Origin of the sequence: Bradyrhizobium sp. (genome assembly GCF_035935975.1) — a bacterium.
Lineage (GTDB): Bacteria > Pseudomonadota > Alphaproteobacteria > Rhizobiales > Xanthobacteraceae > Bradyrhizobium.
Genome location: NZ_DASYWN010000044.1, coordinates 220776 through 247327, shown reverse-complemented (window position 1 = coordinate 247327; position 26552 = coordinate 220776). Strand labels below are relative to the sequence as shown.

Annotated in this window: 24 protein-coding genes and 1 pseudogene; 13 read left to right on the top strand and 12 right to left on the bottom strand. The window is 65.6% G+C overall.

Annotated elements, in window-relative coordinates; all coding sequences use genetic code 11:
* The first annotated feature begins 142 nt into the window (after window positions 1–142).
* On the top strand, window positions 143–1930 hold the full coding sequence (locus VGR99_RS27380) for a peptide ABC transporter substrate-binding protein (protein ID WP_326902954.1): 1788 nt from the start codon (window positions 143–145) through the stop codon (window positions 1928–1930).
* 4 nt (window positions 1931–1934) lie between these two features.
* Here the strand turns inward: VGR99_RS27380 and VGR99_RS27375 are convergent, their stop codons facing one another.
* Both VGR99_RS27375 and VGR99_RS27370 read right to left on the bottom strand, forming a co-directional pair.
* Window positions 1935–2144, bottom strand: coding sequence for a hypothetical protein (locus VGR99_RS27375; RefSeq protein WP_326902953.1), 210 nt, complete (start codon window positions 2142–2144; stop codon window positions 1935–1937).
* Window positions 2141–3001 carry an AraC family transcriptional regulator gene (locus VGR99_RS27370; RefSeq protein WP_326902952.1) on the bottom strand — a complete coding sequence of 287 codons (861 nt, stop codon included), beginning with the start codon at window positions 2999–3001 and terminating at the stop codon, window positions 2141–2143. Before VGR99_RS27370 ends, VGR99_RS27375 begins: the two co-directional genes overlap by 4 nt.
* 452 nt (window positions 3002–3453) lie before the next feature.
* On the opposite strand from VGR99_RS27370, the gene VGR99_RS27365 reads away from it, so the two are divergent.
* From VGR99_RS27365 to VGR99_RS27335, 7 genes and pseudogenes are all read left to right on the top strand, one after another.
* Entirely contained in the window at window positions 3454–5364 is a 1911-nt protein-coding gene (locus tag VGR99_RS27365) for a PAS domain-containing sensor histidine kinase (protein WP_414645185.1), read from the top strand.
* The gene (locus VGR99_RS27360) at window positions 5361–6032 is read left to right on the top strand and encodes a response regulator transcription factor (protein WP_326902949.1); all 672 of its coding nucleotides are present in this window, start codon (window positions 5361–5363) and stop codon (window positions 6030–6032) included. The genes VGR99_RS27365 and VGR99_RS27360 overlap by 4 nt, the downstream gene beginning before the upstream one ends.
* Window positions 6033–6132: 100 nt before the next feature.
* Entirely contained in the window at window positions 6133–6510 is a 378-nt protein-coding gene (locus tag VGR99_RS27355; protein ID WP_326902948.1) for a response regulator transcription factor, read from the top strand.
* A gap of 153 nt (window positions 6511–6663) precedes the next feature.
* Complete coding sequence (locus VGR99_RS27350; RefSeq protein ID WP_326902947.1) at window positions 6664–8541, top strand: FUSC family protein; 1878 nt, start codon at window positions 6664–6666, stop codon at window positions 8539–8541.
* The gene (locus VGR99_RS27345; protein ID WP_326902945.1) at window positions 8538–8741 is read left to right on the top strand and encodes a DUF1656 domain-containing protein; all 204 of its coding nucleotides are present in this window, start codon (window positions 8538–8540) and stop codon (window positions 8739–8741) included. The genes VGR99_RS27350 and VGR99_RS27345 overlap by 4 nt, the downstream gene beginning before the upstream one ends.
* 11 nt (window positions 8742–8752) lie before the next feature.
* Window positions 8753–10027: pseudogene (locus VGR99_RS27340) on the top strand (biotin/lipoyl-binding protein).
* 238 nt (window positions 10028–10265) lie between these two features.
* Window positions 10266–11276 carry an AraC family transcriptional regulator gene (locus tag VGR99_RS27335; RefSeq protein WP_326902944.1) on the top strand — a complete coding sequence of 337 codons (1011 nt, stop codon included), beginning with the start codon at window positions 10266–10268 and terminating at the stop codon, window positions 11274–11276.
* A 234-nt stretch (window positions 11277–11510) separates the two neighbouring features.
* On the opposite strand, the gene VGR99_RS27330 is transcribed toward VGR99_RS27335, so the two are convergent.
* The 10 genes from VGR99_RS27330 to VGR99_RS27285 all read right to left on the bottom strand — a co-directional run bounded on the left by VGR99_RS27330 (window position 11511) and on the right by VGR99_RS27285 (window position 20302).
* A complete protein-coding gene (locus tag VGR99_RS27330; protein ID WP_326902942.1) occupies window positions 11511–12449 on the bottom strand; it encodes an acyltransferase domain-containing protein in 939 nt (312 codons plus the stop codon).
* Window positions 12450–12458: 9 nt separating this feature from the next.
* On the bottom strand, window positions 12459–13409 hold the full coding sequence (locus tag VGR99_RS27325) for an AEC family transporter (protein WP_326902941.1): 951 nt from the start codon (window positions 13407–13409) through the stop codon (window positions 12459–12461).
* The gene (mdcB, locus tag VGR99_RS27320) at window positions 13406–14287 is read right to left on the bottom strand and encodes a triphosphoribosyl-dephospho-CoA synthase MdcB (protein ID WP_326902940.1); all 882 of its coding nucleotides are present in this window, start codon (window positions 14285–14287) and stop codon (window positions 13406–13408) included. The genes VGR99_RS27325 and mdcB overlap by 4 nt, the downstream gene beginning before the upstream one ends.
* Window positions 14284–14964 (bottom strand): malonate decarboxylase holo-[acyl-carrier-protein] synthase, encoded by a 681-nt coding sequence (mdcG, locus tag VGR99_RS27315; RefSeq protein ID WP_326902939.1) that lies wholly within the window; start codon window positions 14962–14964, stop codon window positions 14284–14286. Before mdcG ends, mdcB begins: the two co-directional genes overlap by 4 nt.
* Window positions 14939–15661, bottom strand: coding sequence for a biotin-independent malonate decarboxylase subunit gamma (gene mdcE / locus VGR99_RS27310; protein ID WP_326902937.1), 723 nt, complete (start codon window positions 15659–15661; stop codon window positions 14939–14941). The genes mdcG and mdcE overlap by 26 nt, the downstream gene beginning before the upstream one ends.
* The gene (locus VGR99_RS27305; RefSeq protein ID WP_326902936.1) at window positions 15648–16586 is read right to left on the bottom strand and encodes a biotin-independent malonate decarboxylase subunit beta; all 939 of its coding nucleotides are present in this window, start codon (window positions 16584–16586) and stop codon (window positions 15648–15650) included. Before VGR99_RS27305 ends, mdcE begins: the two co-directional genes overlap by 14 nt.
* The gene (gene mdcC, locus VGR99_RS27300) at window positions 16583–16900 is read right to left on the bottom strand and encodes a malonate decarboxylase acyl carrier protein (protein ID WP_326902934.1); all 318 of its coding nucleotides are present in this window, start codon (window positions 16898–16900) and stop codon (window positions 16583–16585) included. Before mdcC ends, VGR99_RS27305 begins: the two co-directional genes overlap by 4 nt.
* A 9-nt stretch (window positions 16901–16909) precedes the next feature.
* Window positions 16910–18556 carry a malonate decarboxylase subunit alpha gene (gene mdcA, locus VGR99_RS27295; RefSeq protein ID WP_326902933.1) on the bottom strand — a complete coding sequence of 549 codons (1647 nt, stop codon included), beginning with the start codon at window positions 18554–18556 and terminating at the stop codon, window positions 16910–16912.
* A complete protein-coding gene (locus VGR99_RS27290; RefSeq protein WP_326902932.1) occupies window positions 18553–19419 on the bottom strand; it encodes an MBL fold metallo-hydrolase in 867 nt (288 codons plus the stop codon). The genes mdcA and VGR99_RS27290 overlap by 4 nt, the downstream gene beginning before the upstream one ends.
* 97 nt (window positions 19420–19516) lie before the next feature.
* Window positions 19517–20302 (bottom strand): alpha/beta hydrolase, encoded by a 786-nt coding sequence (locus tag VGR99_RS27285; RefSeq protein ID WP_326902931.1) that lies wholly within the window; start codon window positions 20300–20302, stop codon window positions 19517–19519.
* 320 nt (window positions 20303–20622) lie between these two features.
* On the opposite strand from VGR99_RS27285, the gene VGR99_RS27280 reads away from it, so the two are divergent.
* From VGR99_RS27280 to VGR99_RS27260, 5 genes are all read left to right on the top strand, one after another.
* Window positions 20623–20964 carry a hypothetical protein gene (locus VGR99_RS27280; protein WP_326902930.1) on the top strand — a complete coding sequence of 114 codons (342 nt, stop codon included), beginning with the start codon at window positions 20623–20625 and terminating at the stop codon, window positions 20962–20964.
* Between the two features lie 215 nt (window positions 20965–21179).
* Window positions 21180–21665 carry a hypothetical protein gene (locus VGR99_RS27275; protein ID WP_326902929.1) on the top strand — a complete coding sequence of 162 codons (486 nt, stop codon included), beginning with the start codon at window positions 21180–21182 and terminating at the stop codon, window positions 21663–21665.
* Between the two features lie 20 nt (window positions 21666–21685).
* Window positions 21686–22858: an efflux RND transporter periplasmic adaptor subunit gene (locus VGR99_RS27270; protein ID WP_326902928.1), complete on the top strand. Its 1173-nt coding sequence runs from the start codon at window positions 21686–21688 to the stop codon at window positions 22856–22858.
* Complete coding sequence (locus tag VGR99_RS27265; RefSeq protein WP_326902927.1) at window positions 22855–25998, top strand: efflux RND transporter permease subunit; 3144 nt, start codon at window positions 22855–22857, stop codon at window positions 25996–25998. The genes VGR99_RS27270 and VGR99_RS27265 overlap by 4 nt, the downstream gene beginning before the upstream one ends.
* Window positions 25985–26401, top strand: a complete 417-nt coding sequence (locus VGR99_RS27260; protein WP_326902926.1) for a thioesterase family protein — start codon at window positions 25985–25987, stop codon at window positions 26399–26401. Before VGR99_RS27265 ends, VGR99_RS27260 begins: the two co-directional genes overlap by 14 nt.
* Window positions 26402–26552: the final 151 nt, after the last annotated feature.

Sequence of the window (26552 nt, the reverse complement as noted above, 5' to 3'; positions counted from 1 at the left end):
ACTATTCATCGGCGCCCATCCGCACGCGACTCGACACCCTCAGCTTTGACTCCACGACGCCCGACATGCTGAGCTTATTAAAGTGCATGCGGCTTGCATGAAGGTGGCGACTTTATCTCTTCGCGAATGTGGAGGTCATCCGATGAACGAGAACGAGATCCGCAAGGCCGTCGCGGAGGTGAAGCAAGGCACGCTGTCGCGGCGCTCGTTCATCCAGACCATGGCTGCGGTCGGAATCGCAGCACCGGTCGCGAGCCAGATCCTGCTCTGGAATGACGTTGCGATGGCGGATTCGACGCTTGCCTACAAGCCGACCAAGGCCGGCGGCGGCGGCCCGCTCAAGATCCTGGTCTGGCAGGCCCCCACGCTGCTCAATCCGCATTTCGCGCTCGGCACCAAGGATCAGGTCGCCTCGCGCATCTTCTTCGAGCCGCTCGCCGGCTGGGACAAGGAAGGCAACCTCGTCCCCTGCCTCGCCGCCGAGGTCCCGACCAAGGCGAATGGCGGCCTCTCGCCCGATGGCACCAGCGTGATCTGGAAGCTGAAGCAGGGCGTGAGGTGGCATGACGGCAAGCCCTTCGCCGCCGACGACGTCGTGTTCACCTGGCAATACGCCGCCGATCTCGCCACCGCGGCCTACACCACGGGCTCCTATCAGAACATCACGGTCGAGAAGATCGACGACCACACCGTCAAGGTGGTCTTCAAGGCCCCGACCCCGTTCTGGGCCGACCCGTTCGTCGGCTCGGTCGGCCAGATCCTGCCCAAGCATCATTTCGGCGACTACAGCGGCGCGAAGTCGCGCGACGCACCGGGCAATCTCAAGCCGGTCGGCACCGGCCCCTACAAGTTCATCGAGTTCAAGCCGGGCGATCTGATCAGGGCCGAACGCAACCCCGATTACCACGTCAAGAACCAGCCGCATTTCGACACGCTCGAGGTCAAGGGCGGCGGCGATGCGGTCTCCGCGGCGCGCGCCGTGCTGCAGACCGGCGAATACGACTATGCCTGGAATCTGCTGGTGGAGGACGAGGTCCTCAAGCGCATGGAAGCCGGCGGCAAAGGCAAGGTGGAATTCACGCTCTCCGGCGGCCTCGAATTCATCATCCTCAACACGACGGATCCGTGGAGCGAGGTCGACGGCGAGAGGTCCAGCGTCAAGACCAAACACCCGACGCTGTCCGATCCGGCGGTGCGCCGGGCGTTCAACCTGCTGGTCGATCGCGACGCGATCCAGAAATTCATCTACGGCCGCGCCGCCGTCGCAACGGCGAGCTTCGTCAACCAGCCCAGCCAGTTCAAGTCGGGCAAGCTGGCCTACGCGTTCGACATCGACAAGGCGAACAAGATCCTCGACGAGGCCGGCTGGAAGATGGGCGCGGACGGCATCCGCGAGAAGGACGGCAAGAAGCTCAAATACGTCTTCCAGACCTCGATCAACGCGCCGCGTCAGAAGACCCAGGCCATCATCAAGCAGGCCTGCCAGAAGGCCGGCATCGATATCGAGCTCAAGTCGGTCACCGCGTCGGTGTTCTTCTCGTCGGACGTCGGCAATCCCGACACCTACTCGAAGCTCTATGCCGACATGGAGATGTACAACGCGACGCAGCCGCAGCCCGATCCGGAGCGCTTCCTGAACCAGTGCGTGTCCTGGGAGATCGCCAACAAGGACAACAAATGGCTCGGCCGCAACGTCTCGCGCTGGTCCGATCCCGAGGCCGACAAGGCCTACAAGGCCGCGCAGAAAGAGCTCGATCCGGTCAAGCGCGCCGCGCTGCTGATCAAGGTCAACGAGATCTTCTGCGAGGCCAACATCCTGGTGCCGCTGCTGTCGCGCAACATCGTCGGCGGCTCCGTCAACAACCTCATGGCGGACATCTCGGGATGGGACGTCACGACCTGGAATCTGGGAAGCTGGTATCGAAGCTGATCGATCACCGCGCAGCCCACGCCATTGCGCTTCGGCAGAAGTTGAAAGCGAAGCGTCCATAGAGAAGGCCGCTTCCCAGATCCGACGCCGCGACGCGATACGAGCTGCCGAGCGCGCGAGCGAGGTCGATCGTCTCCATGAGTTCGTGGTGCGTCAGCATCAGATGCAGGCTCGCGAGCGGCAGCAGCAGGGCTTGAATGCCGATATTGCTCATGACGACCCCACACCTGCGCGCGGCAGCGGCATGAACTGCGCGAGATAGGCGCTGCGCCATTGATACGGCGTATCGCCGACAAAGCGCTTGAACACCGTGGTGAAATGCGCCTGGGTCTGGAAGCCGACCGTCAGGGCGATGTCGACGAGCGTGACTTCGGCCTGCTTGAGCAGCTCCTGGGCGCGCTCGATGCGACGCCTCAGCAGATATTCGTGCGGCCGAACGCCGGTGGCTGCGCGGAACTGCGCCGCGAAATGCATCCTGCTGAGGCCGGCGACGGCGGCCATGTCCTGCAGCGAGATCTTTGCGGTCAGGTTCTTGTCGACAAATTGCAGGACACGCTTGAGGCGCCAGTTCTGCAGCGACCGTACGGTGCGGCCGGCATCTTCCGCTTGAGCGCCGTCGGCCGGGTCGATTCCGGCCGGAGTGGCCTGCCGGCTGAACGTCCGGGTGAGGATCGCAAGCCGCAGCGCATCGGCCATGATGGCGGAATGGGCATCGTGCGCGGCTTCGGTCGCCGCGAGCGCATCCGACAGGCGCCGCATCACCGGATCGGTGGAGCCTTCCGTCGCGGAGATCCGCTCGCCCTCGGCATGCGGCTCCGCAAGGAGTTTCGCGGAGAGCCTGAAGCCGGGCCCGCGTACAGTCCCGCGGGCGGCAGATCGTTCGGCGTCGGCCGCTTGCGTCTCGACCGCCAGAGCCACGTCCAGATGGACGAAGGACAGCATCGTTCCGTCCGCATCGAATCGCTCGGGGAGCTTCGACAGGCCGAGCCGTTGGCGATCGATCGTCGAGATATCGATCGCGCGTACGTCATGGTCCCTAACCGTCTGTGAGCGTGACATCTGCAGCGACATCGTCGAACCTCCTTGTCCGTTTTCGATCCGGCATCGCCTGGCTGGCTTGTCCGAATGTCATGGGCAGAGTAGTTCGGCGGTCCGCGCGATCCATTCTACGCGCGGGTGCATCGTTAGGTTCTCGGGTTAACCGCGTCATACCTAGGTATGATCGCGGGCGTGTCCGCCCGAGAGCGCAGCGGTGCCGCGTCTCGCCGGCATCGCGGAACCGGCGCTGCTCGCGGCATGGCACGCATGCGGTAAGTTGACGCGCTTGCCGCGCGTCATCCACCGGCGGAATCACGCGATTCTTCCCGATTTTTCGCCGTATTCCGCACACCGGCGCTCGCGCCGGATCATGCATGGCGACAGGTCTTCCATGAGAGCACGAAAATCACGCCGTGGGATGTTGTGGACGCGATCAAATCGCGGCATCAACGCTCCCGGTATGAGAAGAACGACTGCCAGCGACGATGACGCCTCATGATCGGACCACAGGTTCAACCATGAGCCGCGCCGGCTTGCGGTTCTGGTCCGCCGCCCTCGCCTTCGCGGTTTTCCTGGTTGACGTGCTGACGCCGCTCGAAGGCGCGGTCGCGGTTCTCTATGTCGTGGCGATCCTGCTCGCGGCAAAGACCAACCGGCGCGACGACACCATCGTCGCCGCGGTTGGCTGCGTCGTGCTGACGATCACCGCCTATCTGCTATCGCACGATCTGGTGAGCATCGCCTCGCCCGCCCTTCGCGTGCTCGTGAGCCTCGCCGCGATCGGGATCACGACCCTGCTGGCCCTGCAAAATCACGGCGCAACGAAGCGCCTCGCGGCGCAGGCGCGCCTGCTCAACCTCTCGCATGACATGATCTTCACCAGGGATCGCGGCGGCGTGATCACCTTCTGGAACAAGACCGCCGAGCAGGCCTATGGCTGGTCGGCCGACGAGGCACTCGGTCAGCTCGCCGACAGTCTTCTGCGAACCACATATCCCGATCGGCGCGAAACCATCGAGGCCGGCCTGCTCGACACCGGCCGGTGGGAAGGCCGCGTGCAGCAGCGGACGAAGGACGGCGCCGTGCTCACCGTCGATGCCCGATGGGCCCTGCAGCACGACCGGCTCGGCAAACCCGTCGGGGTCCTCGAAACGCATACTGATGTCACCGACCGCGTCGCCGCACACAACGCGCTGGTGCAGAGCGAGCAGCGATACCGCCGGATGTTCGATGCGAGCCGGATCGGCGTCGTCGAAGAGGACTGGAGCGATCTCCGCGCCGCGCTGCAATCGCTGGACACCGCAGGAGCGGACTTGCGCGACTATCTGGCCCAACATCCGGACTTCGTCCGGCAGGCCCGGCGGCTCGCCAAAATCACCGACGTCAATCCGGCCCTGCAGGCGATGGCGGGAGCTCGCGGCGCCCCGATCTTCATCGAGAATGTGGAGCGGCTGCTCAGCGAGAGCGACCGGAGTTTCCTCGGCGCATTGATCGCGTTCGCGGAAGGCGAGCCATTCCATGAAGGCGAGACCGAGCTCGTCGGGCTCGACGGACAGAAGGTTCCCGTGCTGTTCACGATCACCTTTCCCGCCGGACCCGACGGCGATCGCAACGTGCTCGCTTTCGTCGTCGACATCACCGAGCGCAAGCAGGCGCAGGATGCCTTGCTGGCGGCGCAAGCGGAGCTCGCCCATGCCACGCGCGTCGCCACACTCGGCGAGCTCACCGCTTCCATTGCCCACGAGGTCAATCAGCCGCTGGCGGCGATCGTCACCAGCGGCGAAGCCGGCCTGCGATGGCTGCGGCGCGAGGTGCCCGATCTGGACGAGGTCGGAGCCACGATCGTCCAGGTCGTCGCGCAAGGCCGCCGTGCCAGCGAGATCGTCGCGCGCATCCGGACCTTCCTGAAGAAGGCGCCTGCCCAGCAGGAGAATCTCGACATCGCCGAGATCATCGAGGAAGCGGCCCTTCTGGTCGCGCGCGAGCTTGCCAATGACGACGTCGTCCTCACCTTCGAGGTCGAGCATGGCCTGAAGCCAATCCGTGGCGACCGGATCCAGCTTCAGCAGGTACTTGTCAATCTGCTGGTCAATGCCGGCCAGGCCATGGCGGGTCAGCCCGGTTCCCGCACCGTCAAGCTGCGCGCCGGTGCCGTCGACGGCGAGCATCTTGCCATTACGGTGCAGGACAGCGGCCCCGGCATCCGGCCCGAAGACATGCCGCGCCTGTTCGATCCGTTCTTCACGACGAAGGGCGGCGGGATGGGCATGGGACTTGCGATCTGCCGAACCACGGTGGAAGCTCATGGCGGACAGTTGTCGGCCGAGAGCACGCCCGGTGCAGGCGCGACATTCCGCCTGACACTGCCATACAGCCAAGAACACGCCCAACCATGACACGACCAGACCAAGCGCGACCGCCAGCCCAATCCCCCAACTCGGTCGTCATGATCGTCGACGACGACGCGGGCATCCGCGCCTCGCTCGACAGCCTGTTCCGGTCCGTCGGCCTCGAGACGCGCCTGTTCGCCTCGCCGGCCGAACTGCTCGGCGCCGCGCTGCCCGACGGCCCCGGCTGTATCGTACTGGACGTCCGCCTTCCCGGCGTGAGCGGGCTCGATCTGCAGGGCCAGCTCGTCCGGCAGGGCATCAGCTATCCGATCATCTTCATGACCGGCCACGGCGACATTCCAATGTCGGTGCGAGCCATGAAGGCCGGGGCGGTCGATTTCCTCGCCAAACCGTTTCGCGACCAGGACATGCTCGACGCCGTGACGGCGGCGCTGGAGCGCGACGCGCAGCACCGCGCCGAGGCCGCGACCAGGGGCGATATCCGCGCCCAGTACGAGACCCTGACGGCGCGCGAGCGCGAGGTGATGGGACACGTGACCGCCGGTTTGATGAACAAGCAGGTCGCCGCCCTGATCGGCCTCAGCGAGATCACGGTCAAGATCCACCGCGGGAATGTCATGCGGAAGATGGGGGTCCGGTCGCTGGCCGACCTCGTCCGCAAGGCCGAGGCGCTCGGGGTATCCCAAACCCGAAGGACTACGGACCAAACCTGAGTATAATTCCGGAGGGGCTGCCCCGGGTGCATAAGACGGCATCGGCCGCGCAAAGGGAGATGCTCTCCTTGCGGAACACCGCGGCCAGGATTGTGTGCCAATGGCCAAAACCCCGGTGATTGCGATCGTGGACGACGACGAAGGCGTTCGCGCGTCGCTTGCGAGCCTCGTCCGCTCGATCGGCTACGAGGCCCGGGCCTATGAATCCGGCGTGGATTTTCTGCGGCGGGCGCCGGGAGACGATCCGGCATGCATGATCGCCGACGTCCAGATGCCCGTCATCACCGGCGACGAATTGCAGGCACGGCTGATTGCCGCCGGCCGCCATTTCCCGATCATCTTCATGACGGCCTTTCCGAGCGAAATCGTGCGCCAGCGCGTGATGGCCGCCGGCGCGCATTGCTATCTCGGCAAGCCCTCCAGCGGTGACGAGATCATCCGCCGCCTCGAAGAGGCGCTGGCCGGCCACGCGCCGTAGTCCACTCAGCGTCCCTCGTCCCGAAGCCAGCGTGCAATCCGGAAACGCGGTGAGCGGACCGGAAATACCGGCAGGCCCGGCAAACCTCATATTCAGCGCCGATTTCGCGAGATCGACAGGACCGCACGCCCTGCCGGAAACGGAAGAGGCACGATGCCAGGGAACCCCACCAGTGCTGCCGCACCGCGTCCGCTCGTCTTCGCCGGTTTTCCGGCGAGCGCCTGGACATTCGCGCTGCGGACATGGCTGGCGATGTTGCTCGCGCTGTATGTGAGCTTCTGGCTCGAGCTCGAATCCCCGTCATCGGCGGCCTTGACCGTCGCCGTGCTCGCGCTCCCGACACGCGGTCAGGGGATGGAGAAGGCCGGCTACCGGCTGCTCGCGACCGTGATTGGCGTGATTGCCTCGATCGCGATCGCCGGCATGTTTTCCCAGACTGACGGCCTCCTGCTTGCGGTGCTGGGCATCTGGGTCGGGCTTTGCGCCTTTGCGGCCGGCATGCTGGATGGCAATCGCGCCTACGCGGCGGCGATCGGCTGCATCACGGTCGCCCTGATCGCGGTCCAGCAGATCGACACGCCGCTCCAGGTGTTCACCACCGGCGTCGCGCGTGGCGCGGCCATCGGCATCGGGGTCCTTGCGGTGGCGCTGGTGAACGAAGTGCTGGGTACGCCGAACTATCATCCGGTTCTCGCAGGCCGCATCGAGGCGCTGCACCGCCGGGTCGCCGAGCTCGCGCAAGGTGCCGGGCGCGGCGAGGCCGCATCTGCTGCCGCTGCTGCAAGCCTGCTGCATGATATCGCGGCGGTGCGTCCGGAGATCGCCAGCCTCACGACGGAATCGAGCATCGGCACGGCGAGGGCCGCCGCCGCGCGTTCCGCGCTGGTCGATCTCGTCAACTTGTTCTCTCTCAGCCGCATGCTCGCAGCTCTCCCCGCCGCGTCCGCCCCGGATGCAACCGGGCTGACGGCGATCTCGCGATCCTGGCTCCAGACCGAAATCAGCCAAGAGGACACACGGGTGCGCGATTGCCTCGATGCACTGCGTGAAGGAAGGCCGCGATATCGAGCATGGCGCGCGCCGCTCTATCGCTCGCGTCGCATCGCGGCTGACACCGGCGTGCGGGCTGCAATCTCGTTCACGCTGATTGCAATCCTGTTCGTGCTGACGGGATGGCCGACCACCGAGCTCTGCCTCTCGCTCGTCGCGGTCATCATCGGCCTTAGCACGATGTCGCCGGCGCCACGCAGTTTCACGATGGTCGCGGTGATGGCGACGCCGATCGCCTGCGTGCTGGCCGGCATCCTGAAATACCTCGTCTTCAACGGCGTGTCCGAATTCCAGCTGCTGGCGATCGGTCTTGCGCCTGTCGTCATTGGTCTTGCGCTGCTGATCTCGCTGCCGAACCCGATGTTGTCGTCTCTCGGCCGCCTCGTGCTGGTGTTCACGCTGGCGGTGCTCACGCCGACCAATCCGCAGAGCTACGATCCCGAGGTGTTTCTCGTCACGAGCCTGTTTGCCTGCCTCGCGTCGGTCCTCGTCTTCGCCGCCCAGATGCTGCTGCCTCCCTTGTCGGGCGAGCGGCGGGTTCGGCTGCTGCTGGGAGAGGTCCGGCGCGAGCTGAGCCGCCTCGGCGGCAGGCGCACCCGAGGCCTCGCGCCGGAGGAAGCCGCCTTTCGCGATGCGGCGCGGATCGAACAGATTTTGACTGCGAACGGTCCCTCCGCAATCGACGATCAGATCGCCGGCGAAGTGATGCGCGATTTCGACCAGGCCCAAGCCCTGCGGCGCTGCTGCGCCGAACTGGATCTGTTGGAACAGGGGTCGCTCGCAACAGCGGCGCAAGCCGCGCGCGACGCGCTCGCCGGGCGAAACGGCAGCGCGATCCGTGTCGCGGCAGCGGCGCTGCGCCAGGCGGCAGCACAAAACAACCTGTCTGCCAGTGCGGCCATTGCCGCGCTGATGGCGGCAAGCGTGGCGTTCGCACCATCACGATCGTCAACCGGCTTCAGCCAAGGGAAACAGCCATGACGAACACCTATCGTGAGCTCGTCATCGGCGGCGTTCTCATCGCACCCATCGTCTCCTATGCGGCCATCGCACTGCTCGCGTTCCTGATGCTCCGCCCGCTGCTGCGCTACGTCGGATTTACAAGAATCTTCAGCAGCCCGTCGCTGGCCGAGCTCTGCCTCTACGTGGCGATGTTCGGCATGCTCGCACTGTTCTTCTAGGGAGACGAGTCATGGAAGCCACCCTGCCCCGGGACGCGACCCAGCTTCACGATGAACCGCCGACCGAAACGCCGGTCGATGCCGTGGACACGCCGGAAACCGTGGCACGCGACACCAGCGACCGCGCGGCGGACGGCGTCAGACCTCCGGCAGGGACGACTCCCTCCGCGCCGCTGCGCAAGGCTTTCGGCCGTTTCATGCTCAGTGCCGGCAAGCATCTTGCGACCCTCGGCATCGCACTGGTCGCCGTCGTGATCTCGGTTGCGACATGGCAGCACTACGTCACCGCGCCATGGACGCGGAACGGCAGCGTGCGCGTCCAGGTCGCCAACGTCGCGCCGCAGGTGGCGGGCAAGATCGTGGAGCTGCGGGTGGCCGACAACTAGTTCGTCCACAAGGGCGACGTGCTCTACGTCATCGACCCTTTCGACTTCGAGGTGGCCGTCAGCGTCGACAAGGCGCTCGTCCAGCAGCGGGCCGCGGATCTGGAGGTCAAGCAGGCTGAATTCAACCGGCGGCAGCACCTGTCCGATCTTGCGACGACCCCCGAAGAGCAGCAGATCTTCGCGGGCAACGCGGCGCAGGCGAAAGCCGCCTACGAGGCCGCGACACACCAGCTTGCCCAGGCCGAGCTGAACCTGAAACGGACCAGCGTGACGAGTCCCGTCGACGGCTACGTCACCAACCTCCTGCTGCGCGCGGGCGACTATGCCGTCACCGGAATCAGCAACATCTCGGTGATCGATTCCGGCAGCTTCTGGATCGACGGCTATTTCGAGGAGACCAAGATGGCGCGCGTCTGCGTCGGCGATCGCGCCGAAGCGCAGCTGGTCGGTTATGCCAAGCCGATCCTGGGACATGTAAAGACCGTGACACGCGGTGTCAGCGTGTCGAACGCCGCCACGGGCACGCAGGGCCTGCCCAATGTCGATCCAATCTACACCTGGGTGCGGCTTGCGCAGCGCGTGCCGGTGCGCATCGCCATCGATACCGTGCCGCCGGATGTTCCGCTGGTCTCCGGCATGACGGCGACGGTGACGATCCGTCAGCCTTCCGCGGACCATCGCCAGACCTGGTTCGGCCAATTCCGCGAAAATTTCGTCGATCCCGTCACCGACCTGTTCGGCGCAGGACAGCCGCCGCGTCCGAACTGTCTGCAAGCGACATCGCAGCAGCGTCCTGAGGTGGAAGCGGTTCCCTATACGCGCGAGTCCGCGGTTCCGCCGGCAGAGACCATCGCGCCCGGCATCACGCCCGGCATCAACGCCTCGCCACGCCTGCCCTGAAGCAGGCGTTGCGCCTCCTCATCGCGCTAACATCACACCTCCCGCACATGTGCTTGATCCCTTTGGTTCAATTAAACTTTTTGCGACACCCGGTCGCACCCCTCGCATTTGCAAAATCTAATACCGCTTAAGCATCCTTAACGAGCCTTGCGACGAGACCCCACCTATCGTTCGAGCATGGACCATTGCATTCGGCAGCCGTCACGACGGCAGCGGAATCAACAAGACGGGACAAACCATGCTCACCGATATGCAAGCGGCCGGCGCTCGGTTGACGTATCAACCCACCCGTCGCAACCCTCTCTCCCCGCGGGAGACCCGGGCATTTCCCCACGAACGCAAGTGGCGCCAGCCCGACGGACGGACGAGCTCTACGTCCGAGGACATCACGATCTCGCGATGGACCAGTTTGCAAACAGGCATCAGGCACGAAGAGGCGACGACGCCTCCCGACCGCTACTTCTTCGCCATCGCCCTGAAGACCACCCGCGTCAAGCTGACCAGAGGCCGTCACACCGTCTTCGACGGCGTCATGCCGGCGGGCACGCTGTATATCGGCGCACCGTCGCAGCAACTCAGCGCGCAGTTCAACGCACCGTGCGATTTCCTGCACTTCCATGTCTCGGCCGGCAGCTATTTTCAACCGCTCCGGCCCGGCGCAGGAACCGCCTCGACCGAGGGCCTCAACGACCTCATCCTGCTCCGCGACCCCTTCGCCGAGCAACTCGCGAAGGCGCTGACCGAGCGTGGCCATTCGGCCGACCGGGAATTCGCGCGCTGCATCGGCCAGACGCTGGCCATGCACCTCGCCAGGCGCGAGCTGCCGCACGCGAAGGTCAATGCGCTGCCGAAATGGCGACTGCGGCGCGTCGAGGAATATGTCGGGCTGCACTTCGACCACTGCATCAGCCTGTCCCAACTCGCCAAGGTCGCGGGACTGTCGCGGATGCACTTCGCGGCCCAGTTCCGCGCCGCGACGGGATACCGGCCGCGGGAGTATCTGCTGCATCAGCGCATCGAGCGTGCGAAATCGCTGCTGTCGAACACCGACACGACGCTGGCCGAGGTGGCGCTGACCGTCGGCTTCTGCACGCAGGCGCATTTCTCGACCGTGTTCAAACGGATCACGGGCGAGACGCCCGCGCGCTGGCGATGCACCAGCCGGAACGCGTCGGTTTCGTCCAGGCTCTCCGATCCGGCTTCGACGTCGAAGACGATGTCGCGCGTGCTGCCCGCGGACTTCATGTGAATCATGCGAAATGAGAAACAGCCGGGGATCGTGAAATACTTCTGCTGCGGGATCGGCGATGCTGTGCGTGTTAGGTGACTGAGACCCCCAAGTCATTGCCCCCAAGTCACCGCTCGAGCCTCCTCCTCCCTGGGCATCCGAGCATTTCAGGGGCCGTCCTCCTCCAAAGGACGGCCCCTCCTTTTCGACAATTTAGCTTCATCGATAGCGTCGCCGGTCCGGAACTGGCCGGCACTAGACGTCGAGGTGACGCGCGATCCAGGCGCGCACGCCCTGCAGGCTCCTGAAATCATCCAGTGCACGCGCCGGCAGTCCGGTGTCGATGCCCGCAACCATGCGGCTCAGCGCGTGCCCTGGCCCGAGCTCGAGAAATGCCGTCGCGCCGGCTTCGACACAGGCCTGCAGGCAATCCGCCCATTGCACGGTGTGCGAGATCTGCGCGGCAAGCTTGTCGAGACCGCTTTCGCGCGCGACGACGGGAGCGGCATCGATTCCGCTCAGGATGCGCGCGCTGGCCTTGGGCGGGAACAGCACCGGCACGCGGCGTAAGACTTCACGAAATACTGCGGATGCTTCGGCGAGCCGCTGGGTGTGCGAGGCGACCTCAACCGGCAACGCGACGATCCTTGCGGCGTGCATCGCCCGCGCGTCGGCGGCGATCCCGTCCAGCGCCTCACGGCCGCCGCCGATGACGAAGGCATCGCCGGGATTGACGATGGCGACCGCCGCGCTATGGCGCTGGCAAAGGCGGTCGACCTCATCTCGCGAAAGACCGCGGACGAAAACCAGCCCGTCGCCGGGATGCGTGGCTCCATCCATGGCCTCCGCACGGCGCGCCACGAGATCGAGCGTAACGGCCGCGTCGAACAGGCCGCCAACGCCCCAGGCGGCGACCTCGCCGACGCTGTAGCCGGCAATGATGACGTCGCGCGGAATGGCATCTGCGAGCACCGCCGCCGCAGCAAGCGCCTGCAGGGTGCAGAGAACCTGGCCGGCATGATTGCGATGCAAGACTTCATCGGGTTCGCTGCGCACGAATTCGCGCGGGTCCCTGCTGCCGAGCAATGCCGCTGCGCGCGCAAACAGGGGAGCGGCTTCCGGCGCATCGCCGGTGAGAGCGAACATGTCCCGATGCTGCCTGCCTTGTCCCGAGCACAGGATCGCGAGCGTCATGGCTACGTCCTAGTGGGGAAAGAGTGTGGCGATCGCTATCGCCAGCGTCACGACGCTGAATCCGGTGCTGGCGATGACCATGGAGCCGATCGTTGCGGAATCCAGCCGGTAGTTGACCGCAAACAGGATGCCGAAGAAGCCCGAGGGCAATGACGCGAGCAGAATCGCCGTCTTCGCGGCATCCGGCGCGAGATGAAAGCCGTAAGAGATCGCGACGGCCAGCAGCGGCCGCAGGATATCCGCAGCGCCCGTTGCGGCGACGACCCGCCAATCGATACGCAGCGTCTGGGCCGACAGAACGAGACCGGTCAGGAACAGCGCAACGCCTGCAGCCGCGTTCCCGATCAGGGTGAGACAGGCATGGACGAGTGCGCCGAGATCGAGACCTGATAACGCGAGCACGACGCCGAGCGCGGGCGCCCACACGACCGGCTTGACCAGCGCACGCCGGACGGCCGTCAAGACCGGATGCGCCGACGCGTCGGCGCCGCTGGTCTTGCGGATGCTCATCTCCACGATGACGAGGGTCAGCGGGCTGACGAGGATCGAGCCGGTAGCGAGCGCAACCGCAACCGGGACGACGCCTGCCGGCCCCAGCACGGTCGACAGGATCGGCAGCCCGACGCCGGCCAGATTCGGGAAGCCGACCGTCAGCGCCTGCACCGCTGCATCGGACCTCGTCACCACAAAGAAGGTCCGCTCGAACCAGTACCAGGCGAGATAGACGATCAACATCGTCAGGCCGAACACCAGGAAGACCGGATTCTGGTCGGTGATCCGGTCGCGCGGGGCCGATGCGGTCGCGGCGAACAGCGAGGCCGGCAGGGCGAAATTCATCACGAGCGCGTTGAGACCTTCGACGTGACGGTTGTCGACGGCGCGAGCCTTGCCTGCAACGAACCCGAGCAGCAGGACGAAGAAGACCGGCACCAATGCCATCAGGATGACGTTGGACGTCATGAGTTCAGTCTCTCATGCGCGTCGACGAACAGCGTCATGGCCAGCAGGTCGGCTGATCCGCCCGGGCTGAGACGACGGGCGACGAAACCTTCGTGGATCGATTGCGCCCGCGCGCGCCAGCCAGGCGCGCCGACCCCGCCTGAGGCGATGAAGCCACGTGCGGTGTCATGGGCAAAGCGGAGGCCGTCGAGCCCACCGCGATGCAGGAGGTTGGTGTCTTCAACGGAGGCGATCAGGGAAAAGCACGCCTCGACCCGGGCGGATTCCATATCTTCCGGCACGACAGCCCTCGCTCGGTGCAAGGCCGGCAAGCCGATTCCGTAGACGCTAGGAAATCCCGTCGCGGCTTCGATGCGCGCACCACCAGCGCGAAAACGGCGTCGGGCCGCGCTGCCATGGCTGTGCAGCAGCACCGGACCATCGAGGATGCTGTCGCCCCACAGGCGCGCGACGACATCGCCGAGCGACAGCCGCGGATCGACCAGGCCGCCGGCTCTCGCGCCGGCCGCCGCACACAGCAGGCCAAGCCCGAAGATCGCGCCACGATGCGTGTTGATGCCCGCGGTCGCGGCAAACATCGCGCGTTCCGCCTCAAGGCCAATGATCCGCAGCCGTCCCATGCCGCAGCCAAGCGCGCCCGCATCGGCCAGGCGTTGCAGATGGGGCATGATGGCCGCAGCACTGCGGCGAAACGTGCCTGCATCCATGTCGTGGTGACTGCCATTGTCGACATGGCTCACCAATCCCGGCTTCGGCCAGGTTTCGAGCTCCCTGACGAGACAGTTGGCGGCAACAGCGCCGATGGCAGAGACATCGGGCGTCACCTGCGCCTGGCGCAGTGGCGACCGTTCCAGGCCTCTTGCGGCCGCGGCGATCATGATCCCATCGCTCCCGCCATGAATTGATACCTGCCGAGCAGAACCACGCTCTCGATGCGCTTGACCAGAAGCTCGCTCGCGCCGCCGTGAAATTCGCGCCAGTTCACCGCAGCCCCGTCGCTGTCCATCAGCTCGCCATCGAGCCGCATCGGCGCATCGGCCTCGATCGCGGCGACATCGGCGACGAAACGATCGATGTCGGTCTCGCTTTGAAACTCGAACAGGACATCGAGGTCGGAGCTTGTTGTCACGTAGTCGAGCCCGGTCAGCGATTGCCAGGCCAGGCTGCCGAACACGCGCGCGTCCACCGAGTGGCGCAGCGCCAGCGCATCGAGCCGGTCGAGCGTCGGCCACCAGTTGCGCGGTGCGTAGGCCCGCGCTTGCCGCAGCGACGGCGGCCTCGCAACAGAGGCGACGTGGTCGATATCAACCAGGAAGGAGATCCGTTTCTTGCCGGCCGAGGGCGGCAAGGGCAGGCCCAAAGCGAGACCGTTTGCCTCGCCTGGCATAGTGCGCCGCCGGATCGTCGGCCATCGCATTTTGGGCCAGCGCGCCAGAAGGGACTCGGTTGCGAGATCGCCGCGCGCATCCAGCATCGCACGCCAGCCTGCCGGGCTGACGAAGACGAGGTCGTGGCGACCTGGTGGACGCTCAGCGTGCTTGCAGGGCCAGGTCACGAACGCGCTCCGCGATCTCGTTGGCCTTCAACCGGCCGCCACGCTCCTTGCCGAGCGCATCCCGCCGGTCCTGCACGGCCGGCATGTCGGCAAGCAACGCCTCCAACTGGTCGGCCAGCGAGACGGCATTGCTCCATGTCATGTGAACCGCGCCCATCTGCGCGAGATTGGACAGGCCCGGCGCGAACACCGGCGTCGATTTCGCCTTCTCCTCGAGCGCCTGCATCGACAGCTTGGTGACCTTCGCCATCGACGGCAGGTCCATCACCGCGGGATCGGCCCCGGGCAGTCCGACCAGCACGCGCGTGGCGAGGCCCGTCGCCAGCAGGGCGCCGGCCGCCGAATGGCCGTACAGGAGGCCGATGGTCGGGCGGCCATTGATGTCCGCGTGGATCAACACTTTCGCCAGATGCGCGAGAAACTCGTTCAGCCCGAGCAGCTCGTCGCGCTTGCTCATGCGCTGGCTGTCGCTGTCGACGAGCACAAGGATCGGCCCGGAGTCCCGGCCGATCGACCCCAGCAAATGGCCGGACAGCCTGATCGCCTCGTCGACGCCGAGCGCGGTGCGATCGGCGACGCCAAGGACGAGGATGCGCTCGCCGGATCGCAGCGTCGCGGAACCGAGAATGACGCCCTTGTCCTTTCTCACCTCATGACCGTCGGGAAAGAGCGAGGCGATGATGTCATCGAGCGTCACGGCTGGTCCTCCCGATCCGGTTGGCAAGGGCAATGAACTGATCGGCCGGCAGCTCTGGAACGGTTTGAGCGTCGGCGATGCCTTCGGCGGTCCAGATGTCGACGGCATCTGCGCACGCGCCGAAGCGGCGCAGCCGGTCGGCAAGCCGCTCCTGTTCGGCCTTCAGCCTGTCCAGACCAAAAGGTCCGACCAGGCCGAGCAGCGCGAGCGCGGCTTCGCGAAAATCCTGCACATTGTCGTCGGCGAAGACATCGGCGGCGCCGAGCAGGCGGCGATGCTTGCCGCCCATGGTGCGCCAGACCAGTGCGCGGTCGCGCGAGTCGAACTCCTCGACGCCGCGGTTGGTCTCGATGACTTCGGGGCCGGACACCGCGATGCGCCCCTGCTCCGAGACGGCGAGCGCGGAGCAGCAGCCGGCGATCAGGCCGCCGCCGCCATAGCATCCGGACCTGCCGCCGATCAGGCCGATGACCTTCACGCCGGCGGCGCGCGCCTCCATCACGGCGCGCATGATCTCGGCGATGGCGAGCTCGCCGGCATTGGCCTCCTGCAACCGGACGCCGCCGGTATCGAACAGGATCAGGACGGGGATGGTGCCGACCTCGCGCGCGGCGCGGAGCAGCCCCGTCAGCTTGGCGCCGTGCACCTCGCCGAAGGCCCCGCCCATGAAGCGGCCCTCCTGCGCGGCAACGAACACGGGCGAGCCGTCGAGACGGCCGTGACCGACGACGATGCCGTCATCGAACTGCTCGGGAAGGTCGAATATCTTCAAGTGCGGACTGACCTCGCGCTGCTCCGGCCCGATGAACTCAATGAGGCTGCCGGCATCGAGCAGCAGCTCCAGCCGCATGCGGGCCGACGCCTCGTAGAAGCTCGTGCTGCGGGCCCGTTCGGCCGGGGTGATGTCCTTGAGCGGCGCGGTCATTGGCCCTCCTCCGCGATCAATCGCACCGCCTGCGCCAGCCGCAGCGAGACCGTATCCGGACGCGCACCTCCGTCATTGATCGAGAACTTCAGCCCGCCGGGTGAATAGCGTTCGACGAAATCGCCGATCACGGCACTCCAGACCTCGCCGAAACCGACGGCCGCGGTCTTGATGTCGACCGCGCATTCCGCATCCGGCAGCACACGCTCCACCAGCACTTCCAGATTGCCCGAGGCGACCACGCCGACGATCGCGCTGCGCCTGGCCCCGCCAGCGCGGGCGCGAACCTGATGTCGAAAGCCGAGATCTTCCATGGCGCGTCCTCACCAGTTCCTGAATTTCGACGGAGGTGCGTACAGGCCGCCCGACCAGCGCACGAGGTCCTTGATCGAGCGCGCCGCCAAGAGGCTACGATCCGCATCCAGCGGGTTGATGCCGAGGTCTTCCGGCCGGCGGATCACGCCGCGCTCGCGCAGCCGCGCGACCATGCCGTGGTCGCGCCGACGGCCGACATCGGTGTAGCCGGCGACGCCGCGGATCGCCTGCTCGCGCTCCTGTGCGGTGCGGCACCGCAGGAGATTGGCCACGCCCTCCTCGGTGACGATATGCGTGACGTCGTCGCCATAGATCATGACCGGCGCGAGATCGAGCTTCAGCTTTTCCGCGAGCTCAATCGCATCGAGCTTCTCGACGAACAGCGGAACGTTCTTGTCGCCGAAGGTCTCGCCGATCTGCACGACCAGCTTGCGGCCGCGGCGCATCAGTGCCGCGCCGTCAGGATCAGCTTCCGCCCCGGCCTTCAGCCAGGGCTCGCTCGGATGACGCCGGCCGCGGGCATCCGCCCCCATGTTCGGCGCGCCGCCGAAGCCGGCAATGCGCGAGGCGGTGACGGTCGACGAATTCCCCTGCAGGTCGATCTGCAGCGTGGAGCCGATGAACATGTCGCAGGCATAGAGCCCGGCCGTCTGACAGAAGGCGCGGTTGGAGCGCAGCGAACCGTCGGGACCGGTGAAGTAGACGTCGGATCTGGCGCGGATGTAGTCATCCATACCGACCTCCGAGCCGAACGAGTGGATCTGCCGGACCCAGCCGGACTCGATCGCGGGAATCAGCGCGGGATGCGGGTTCAGCGCGAAGTGCGTCGCGATCCTGCCCTTCAGCCCAAGTCGCTCGCCGAATGTTGGCAGCAGAAGCTCGATCGCGGCGGTGCTGAAGCCGATGCCGTGATTGAGCCGCTGCACGCCATAGGGCGCATAAACACCCTTGATCGCGAGCATCGCCGTCAGGATCTGGCCTTCCGTGATCGCGGCGGGATCGCGCGTGAACAGCGGCTCGACGAAGAACGGCTTGTCGGATTTGACGATGAAATGGACGCGGTCGGCGGGGATGTCGACCCGCGGCACGGTCTCGACGATCTCGTTGACCTGGGCGATCACGACACCGTCCTTGAACGCCGTCGCCTCGACCACGGTCGGAGCGTCCTCGGTGTTCGGGCCTGTATAGAGATTCCCTTCGCGATCGGCGCTGACCGCGGCAATCAGCGCGACATGCGGGGTGAGATCGATGAAGTAGCGGGCGAACAGCTCGAGATAGGTATGGACCGCGCCCAGCTCGATCTTGCCGCCGAACAGCATGCGCGCGATGCGTGCCGATTGCGGCCCGGAATAGGCATAGTCGAGCCGCTTCGCGACGCCACGGTCGAACAGGTCGAGATGTTCGGGCAGAACCACACCCGACTGCACCATGTGCAGATCGTTGACTTTGGCCAGATCGACCGCCAGCAGCGCGCGGCTCAGGAGATCGGCCTGCTTCTGGTTGTCGCCTTCGAGACAGACCCGGTCGCCCGGCCGGATCACGGCTTCCAGCAGGGCCGTGGCGTCCTGCGCTTCGACCACCCTGCCGCGGGCAAGACCGGCTCCGGCCACGATGCGGGCATCACGCGCGGCGCGGTTGTTCTGCCAGTTCGTCATGACCTTCGACCCTTTGCGGCGTTGGCTCCGCTCCAGAGCGATCCCGGATTGGCGCGATCGGGATAGAGCTCCAGCATCGCCTCGTAGAGTTCGCGCGCCGATGTCGTCGCTGCGTCGAGGCGGTTGAAATCGAACAGATATTGCCGCGTGTCCGCGATGTTGCGCGGGTCGTCGTCGTTCTCGGGCTTCTTGTGACCGGCCACGACGAAGCGCGGTTTCAGCGCATCCAGCCGATCGAGGGCCGCGATCCATTCCAGCCGGCTCAGCGTATCGGTTTCGGCGAGATAGGGATGAATGCCGTTGTAAACGGTATCGCCGGCGACGATCAGGTCGAGCGATGGAACGTGAAGCGCGGTCGAGCGCGCGGTATCGGTTCGTCCCATGTCGATAACGTCGAGCCTGTGTCCCTCGAGCGTGAGCTTGCCCTCCAGCGTCTCGGCCACACGCAGGCGTTCGGCGATCTCGCCCGGAAAGCGCTTGCGCCAGAAACCGTCCAGCGATGCCGGCGAGACCTGCGCCTTCATCTCCTCGACGACTTCAGGAACGGCAACGGCTTTCGCCTGCGGAAAGCGGTCGAGCAGCGGCTCCAGACCGAAGAAATGATCCCCGTGGCCGTGCGTGACATAGATCGTGGTCAGATTTCGCCCGCGCGAGACGACCCAGTCCAGCAACGTCTTCGATTGCCCGGCGGTGAGGAACGTGTCGACCAGGATCGCGTCCCGCTCGCCGTAGATCAGCGTCGAAGAGTTGGCGACCCACATCAGGTCCGGATTGCCGGAGGGCAAGTCTCGGCTCAGGCCGGCTCGCTTCACCGTCGTCACGCTCCAGTTCAGAACGGTGCTGCTCGTCTCGATCGCGCTCATGAAATCCTCCTGATCTCACAGTCAGGCGGCGGGAGTGCTGTCGCTCCCGCCGTCCTTCCTTCCGCCGGCCGTGCGTCAGGACCGGCAAAACGTCTCGTCAGCGGGTGGCCGGCTGATCGATGCTGCGTGCGGCGCGGGTGATGATGGCCGCGACTTCCTTCGGATGCGATTCGTAGACCGAGTGGCTGGCGCCCGGGATCACCGTGGTCTGGCTCTTGGCGCGCTCGTAATACCAGCGCTCGAGATCCGGATTGATGATCTGGTCGCTGCCGGCGACGATGCCCCAGCTCGGCTTGGTCTTCCACGCGGCCGCCGTCAGCGGCGTGCTGAACACCTGCGTCGCAGCCAGGACCTGCGAGCGCGCAACGAATTCGGCACGCTCACGCGACAGGTCTGGCGCGAACAGTTTTGGGAATTGCACGGGATCGAGATAGGTGAACTTGTCGGGCGTCACCTTGATGACGCCTTCGGTCTTGCCGAGCACGCTCGGCGTCTTCTTGCCGAGCGCCGATTCATCCTCGCCGACATCGGGGGCGTGCGCGGCGACGTAGACGAGACCGACGACGTTCGGATGAACACCGGCCTCGGTGATGATCGATCCGCCATAGCTGTGGCCGACGAGAAGCGTCGGGCCTTCCTGGAGATCGAGAATGCGCTTCGCCGCCGTGACGTCGTCGGCGAACGACGTCTCGGGCTCCTGCACCATGGTGACGCGGAAACCTTCCTTGGTGAGGATCTCGTAGACCGGCTTCCAGCCGGATGCATCCACCCAGGCGCCGTGCACCAGGACGATGTTCTTCAGGGGTTCGGCACGCGCCGGGGCGACGGTCGAGAGCAACGAGAGAGCGGCGGCAAAGGCGAGGCCAGCATTCAGGGGTTTCATGTCGGGATCACTCCGGGTTGGAATGACGCGACAGTAGTTTTTCGGCTTGCTCGCGTATTTCGGCAAACAACTGTCCTTGCCACTTCGCACGCCGGGACACGTGACCTGCGATAATCGCTACGCACGCTGCGTCCGGACGCGACGTAGTTGAGAGATGCATTCAAACAGAGAGCGCACGTCATGCACACTGACATTCATGTCAGACATCTCTCGCAAGCGTGAACTGGTCGGCGTTCATACGCGAAAGACGATCGATATGCGCTCTGCCATTCACGACAACGTTCCCGACGTCACTCGAAATCCAAGCATAGGATCGGACGATGATTTCCACCGCGAAGTGCCGTGTCGCTCTTTTCGTCCTGCTGTCCGCGACGCTACCGGCCCATGCCGGAAGCTGCAGGGATGACATCGCGCAAACGCAGGCCCAGCTCGATCTGGCCATCGAGAAGGACGCAGGCTCCCACGGCTGGAAGCGGGAGAGCCTCAACGCGCTGCGCAGCCATCAACCGACGCCCCGCTCGCTTGCGGAAGCAGAGGGCAGCAACGGCGTCGATTTCACCGATGCGCTCGATTCGCTCGATCGCGCCCGCACCGCCAATCGCAGCGGCGATATCGCCGCGTGTAACCGGGAGATCGCACACGCGCGATCGATCCTGAGATAGCGAAATCAGCTCCGGGGGCGGCCGGCCGCAAGGCGCGAGACGCGCCCGATGCTCCTCGCCGTCGTGCTGCCGGAGAGCAGGACGTGCGTTCTGAAAATACCTGCGTGAGCGCAACTTTCTATTGTCCATGCCATCAGCCGGAGGCTTCTTCCATGCGAGAACTTCATTCAACAGCGAACGCCAGCGCACGGCGACCCGGATCGCCCCGGTACGGTATGATGCACCCGGTCGTGGTGGTTGCGACCGGCATTCTGTGGCTCGTCTCGGCTACGGCCATCGCGCAGACGACGCCAACGACGGTACCGGGAATGCAGCCGTCCACCGGCATGCTGGCGACGTCGCCGCTCAACCCGCAATCCACACGGCCCGTCGACATTCCGCTCGGATCGACCGAGATCACAACGCCGGGCATCTCGCCGATCAATCCAGCGCAAGCCGCGATGGGATGCACCGGATCCGGCAATGCCACATCGAACGGCGCGTTGTTCGACGGCGGCGGATTAGCCGGCACCACATCGGCCAATTGCAGCGGCAGCAGCGTAGCCGCCTCACCCCTGCCCTCGACATCCACGGTCGGGCGCGTCGGCATTCCGCTCGGCGCCACCGAGATCGGCGGCGCCGGCATCAGTCCGACCGTGCCGGTGCCCGGCCCCACGTCGATGGGCAGCACGACCACGATCGACGGCTCCGGCAATCCCTGAGATCAAGAAGGACGATACCTGTGAAACGGAACCTCACCATTGCGCTCGTTGGTCTCGCCGCGATCCTGGCCGGCGCAGGCTTCTGGTTCTTCGGCTCCGACCGGACGCCGGCTGTCTCCGCCGCACCGGTGCCCGCCGCCGTGCCTGTCGTTGCCGCCAGCGTCACGGGCAAGGACGTTCCGATCTATCTGCGCGGCATCGGCACGGTGATCGCCTACAACACCGACGTCGTGCGCAGCCAGATCCAGGGACAGATCGTCAAGATCGCCTTCACCGAAGGACAGACCGTCAAGGCCGGCGACCTGCTCGCGCAGATCGATCCAAGGCCCTATGAAGCGCAGATCGAGCAATTGACCGCCAATCGCGACCGGGACCAGGCCCAGCTCACCAATGCCGAAGCCAATCTCTCCCGCTACGACCAGCTCGGCGACAAGGGCTATGCGACGCCGCAGCTGATCGAGACGCAGACGGCCCAGGTGGCGCAGCTCAAGGCCGCCGTGAAGGCGGACCAGGCGCAGATCGACGAGGCCAACGTCCAGCTCAGCTACACGCGCCTGACGTCGGCTATTCCCGGCATCACCGGCGTTCGCCAGATCGATGTCGGCAACGTCATTCATCCGACCGATCCCAACGGTCTCGTCGTCGTCACCCAGATCGAGCCGATCTCGATGCTGTTCACCCTGCCGCAGACCGACCTGCCCGTGATCCAGCAGCACGCCGAAAAAGGCACGCTGAAGGTCATCGCCTACAGCCAGGACAACAAGATGAAGCTCGACGAGGGCACGCTGCTGCTGGTCAACAACGAGATCGCGGGAACGACCGGCACCGTCCAGCTCAAGGCCGTGTTCCCGAACCTTCAGCATCGGCTGTGGCCGGGTCAGCTGGTCAACGCGCGGCTGCTGCTCGAGGTCCAGAAGGGTGCACTCACCGTCGCCGGCTCGGCGGTGCAACAGGGACCGAACGGCAGCTATGTCTATGTCGTCGCCAAGGACCAGACGGTCGCCTTGCGGCCCGTTCACGTCGTACAGATCAGCGATGGCCAAGCGCTGATCGACCAGGGACTGAAATCGGGCGACGTCGTCGTGATCGACGGTCAGTATCGGCTGACCGAAGGCAGCCGCGTTCACGAGCTGCACGGCAAGGCCGCGCGTGAAGCCGACCTGCAGAGCGCCGTGCAGGACGCGATCCCATGAATCTCTCCGCGCCCTTCATCCTGCGGCCGATCGCAACCGCCCTGCTGATGGCGGGCCTGCTGCTGTGCGGCCTCGCGGCCTATCCGCTGCTGCCGGTCGGCGCGCTGCCGAACGTCAACTACCCGACCATCCAGATCTCGGCCCAACTGCCCGGCGCCGATCCGGGCACCATCGCCTCGTCGCTCGCAACGCCGCTCGAGCAGCAGCTCAGCCAGATTCCCGGCGTCACGCAGCTCACCTCGTCCAGCGCGCTCGGCGTGGCCCAGCTCACGGTTCAATTCGAGCTGTCGCGCACGGTGGACAGCGCCGCGGTGGACGTGCTGGCCGCGATCAACGCCGCAAGCCCGTTCCTGCCGCCGAACATCCCCTATCCCCCGACGATCAGGAAGGTGAACCCGGCGGAGACGCCGATCATGCTGATCGCGCTGACGTCGGATTCGCTGCCGCTGACGACGGTGGACGCCTACGCCGAAAACATCCTGCTGCCGAAGATTTCGCAGGTGTCCGGCGTGGGCCTCGTCGGCATCGGCGGCCAGCAGAAGCCCGCGATCCGCGTTCGCGTCAATCCGCAGGCGCTTGCCGCGCGCGGCATCGGGCTCGAAGACGTCCGCAACGTGATCGCCGGCGCCAATGTCGATCTGCCCAAGGGCACGCTCAACAGCCCGCGCGTCACCTATACGCTGAACACCAACGATCAGTTGCTCAAGCCCTCCGCCTATGAAGACCTCATCATCGCCTACCGCAACGGCTCGCCGGTGCGGATACGCGACATCGGCACGGCGATCGAGGGGCCCGAGAACGACCTGCTGGCCGGCTGGTACGGCAAGGATCCCGCCATCATCCTGGCGGTCCAACGCGTGCCCGGCGCCAACGTGATCGAGACCGTCGACCGCATCAAGAAGCTGCTGCCGCAACTGCAGGCCTCCGTTCCGCCCGCGATCAAGGTGACGATCGCCGCGGACCGGACCGCGACCATTCGCGCCGCGGTCTCCGACGTTCAATTCACGCTGATGCTGACGGTCGCCCTGGTGGTGATGGTGATATTCCTGTTCCTGCGGAATTTCTGGGCCACCATCATTCCGGCCATCACCGTTCCGCTGTCGCTGGTCGGCACCTTCGCGGTCCTCTACGTGCTCGGCTACAGCCTGGATAATCTCTCGCTGATGGCGCTGTCGATCGCGGTGGGTTTCGTGGTCGACGATGCCGTCGTCGTCATCGAGAACATCGTGCGTCATCTCGAGCAGGGCATGACGCCGATGGAGGCCGCGCTCAAGGGATCCAGCGAAATCGGCTTCACGATCGTCTCCATCACCCTGTCGCTGATCGCGGTGTTCATCCCGCTGTTCCTGATGGGCGGCTATGTCGGCAAGCTGTTCCAGGAATTCGCAGTCACGATCACCGCCTCGCTGCTGCTGTCGCTGGTCATCTCGCTCACGCTGACGCCGATGATGTGTGCGCGGCTGCTGAAGGACGATTCGCGCAAGAAGCACGGCCGGCTCTATCTCGCCTTCGAGCGCGGCTTCGATGCCCTGCTGGCGGTCTACGCGCGCGGCCTGCGTGTCGTGCTGCGCCATCGCTTCGTGACGCTGCTCGTGATGCTCTCGACCGTCGCGCTGACCGGCTATCTCTACGTGATCATTCCGAAAGGGTTTTTCCCGCAGCAGGACACCGGGCAGATTGTCGGTATCACCGAAGCCGCCCAGGACATCTCCTTCCCCGCCATGTCCGAGCGCCAGCAGGCGATCGTCGGCATCCTCTCGAAGGACCCGGCGGTGCAGTCGGTGGCGAGCTATATCGGCCCGGGCGGGCCGACCGCGACACTGAACCAGGGGCGCATCTTCATCGTCCTGAAGCCTAAGCCCGAGCGCAAGGCCAGCGCCGATCAGATCATCGCGCGGCTGGGACCCCAGCTCGCCCATATTCAGGGCATCAGGCTCTACATGCAGGCCGCGCAGGACATCACCATCGGCGCCCGCCTGTCGAAGACGCAATACCAGTACACGCTGACGGACGCCGATTCCAACGAGCTCACCAGCTGGTCGGCGATCTTCCTGGAGAAGCTCCGCGCGCTCGACCTCATCACCGACGTTGCGAGCGACCAGGCCAATGCCGGCCCGCGGCTGGAGGTCACCGTCGATCGCGAGGTCGCCTCGAGCTTCGGCATCCTGCCGACGACGATCGACAATGCCCTCGACGACGCATTCGGCCAACGCATCGTCTCGACCATGTTCACCTCGCTGAACCAGTACCATGTCGTGATGGAGGTCGACCCGCGCTTCCAGTACGGCCCCGAAGCGCTCAAGGACATCTACCTGAACTCGTCCACCGGCCAGCAGGTGCCCCTCAGCACGCTGGTCCACAGCGTGATCAAGCCCGCGCCGATCCTGATCAACCACCAGAGCCTGTTTCCCTCGGTGACGATCTCGTTCAACCTGAAACCTGGCGTCGCTTTGGGCGATGCGGTGGCGGCGATCCAGAACATCGAGAAGAGCACCGGCAAGCCCGCCTCGCTGACGGCCTCGTTCCAAGGCAACGCGCAGGCGTTCCAGTCCTCCCTGTCGGGCACGCCGCTCCTGATCGGGGCGGCGCTGATCGTGATCTACATCATCCTCGGCGTGCTCTATGAGAGCCTGATCCATCCGATCACGATCCTGTCGACGCTGCCCTCGGCCGGCATCGGCGCCTTGCTGCTGCTGCTGGCGGTCCACATGGATCTCAGCGTCATCGCCATCATCGGCATCATCCTGCTGATCGGCATCGTCAAGAAGAACGGCATCATGCTGGTCGATTTCGCCCTCGAGGTGGAGCGCCAGCACGGGCTCAGCCCGGAAGAGGCGATCTACCAGGCCTGCACGCTGCGCTTCCGCCCGATCCTGATGACCACGATGGCCGCACTGCTCGGCGGCGTGCCGCTGATGATCGGCAGCGGCACCGGCGCGGAGCTGCGCCAGCCGCTCGGCTACACCATCGTCGGCGGCCTGATGCTGTCGCAGGTCCTGACGCTCTACACGACGCCCGTCGTCTATCTCTATCTCGACCGGCTCGGCAACTGGCTCACCGGGCGCAAACCACGGGAGGCCGCAACACCCACCCAATCCACGACCAAGGCAGAGACGGAGCTGAGCCATGAATCCGCTTGAGAAGGTGACCGCCGGCATGACGGCAGAGAAGCTGTTGACCGTCACACCGGAGATGACGGTCGGCCATGTGGTGCCGGGAATGCCTGAGGTCTACGGCACGCCGACGATGATCCTGCACATGGAGATGGCCGCGGGATCGGCGGTTCAGCCGTTCCTGTCCGCAGGCCATGTCAGCGTCGGGACGATGGTCAATGTCCGCCATCTGGCGGCAACCCCGGTCGGTCGCACGGTGCGGGCGACCGCCCGGGTCGTCGCGATCGAAGGCAAGAGCATCCTGTTCGAGGTCGAGGCCTGGGACGGCGACCGCAAGATCGGCGACGGCACCCACCGGCGCGGCGTCGTCGATGTCGTCGAGTTCGAGCGGCGGTTCGGCGTGACGAAACCCGTGACCGAGATGGCCTGAGTTCGCGGGCAACGGCCCAGTCGCGGTTTCGTGCGTTTTGACAAAGCGCCCGCGAAAACGCAAAAGACCGCTCCTCGGCGGCGCGTTAGACCTTCGGCATGACGCTCGACCGCCTGGATGGCTCTAACTCCGTACAGCCCCAGCGATGGTG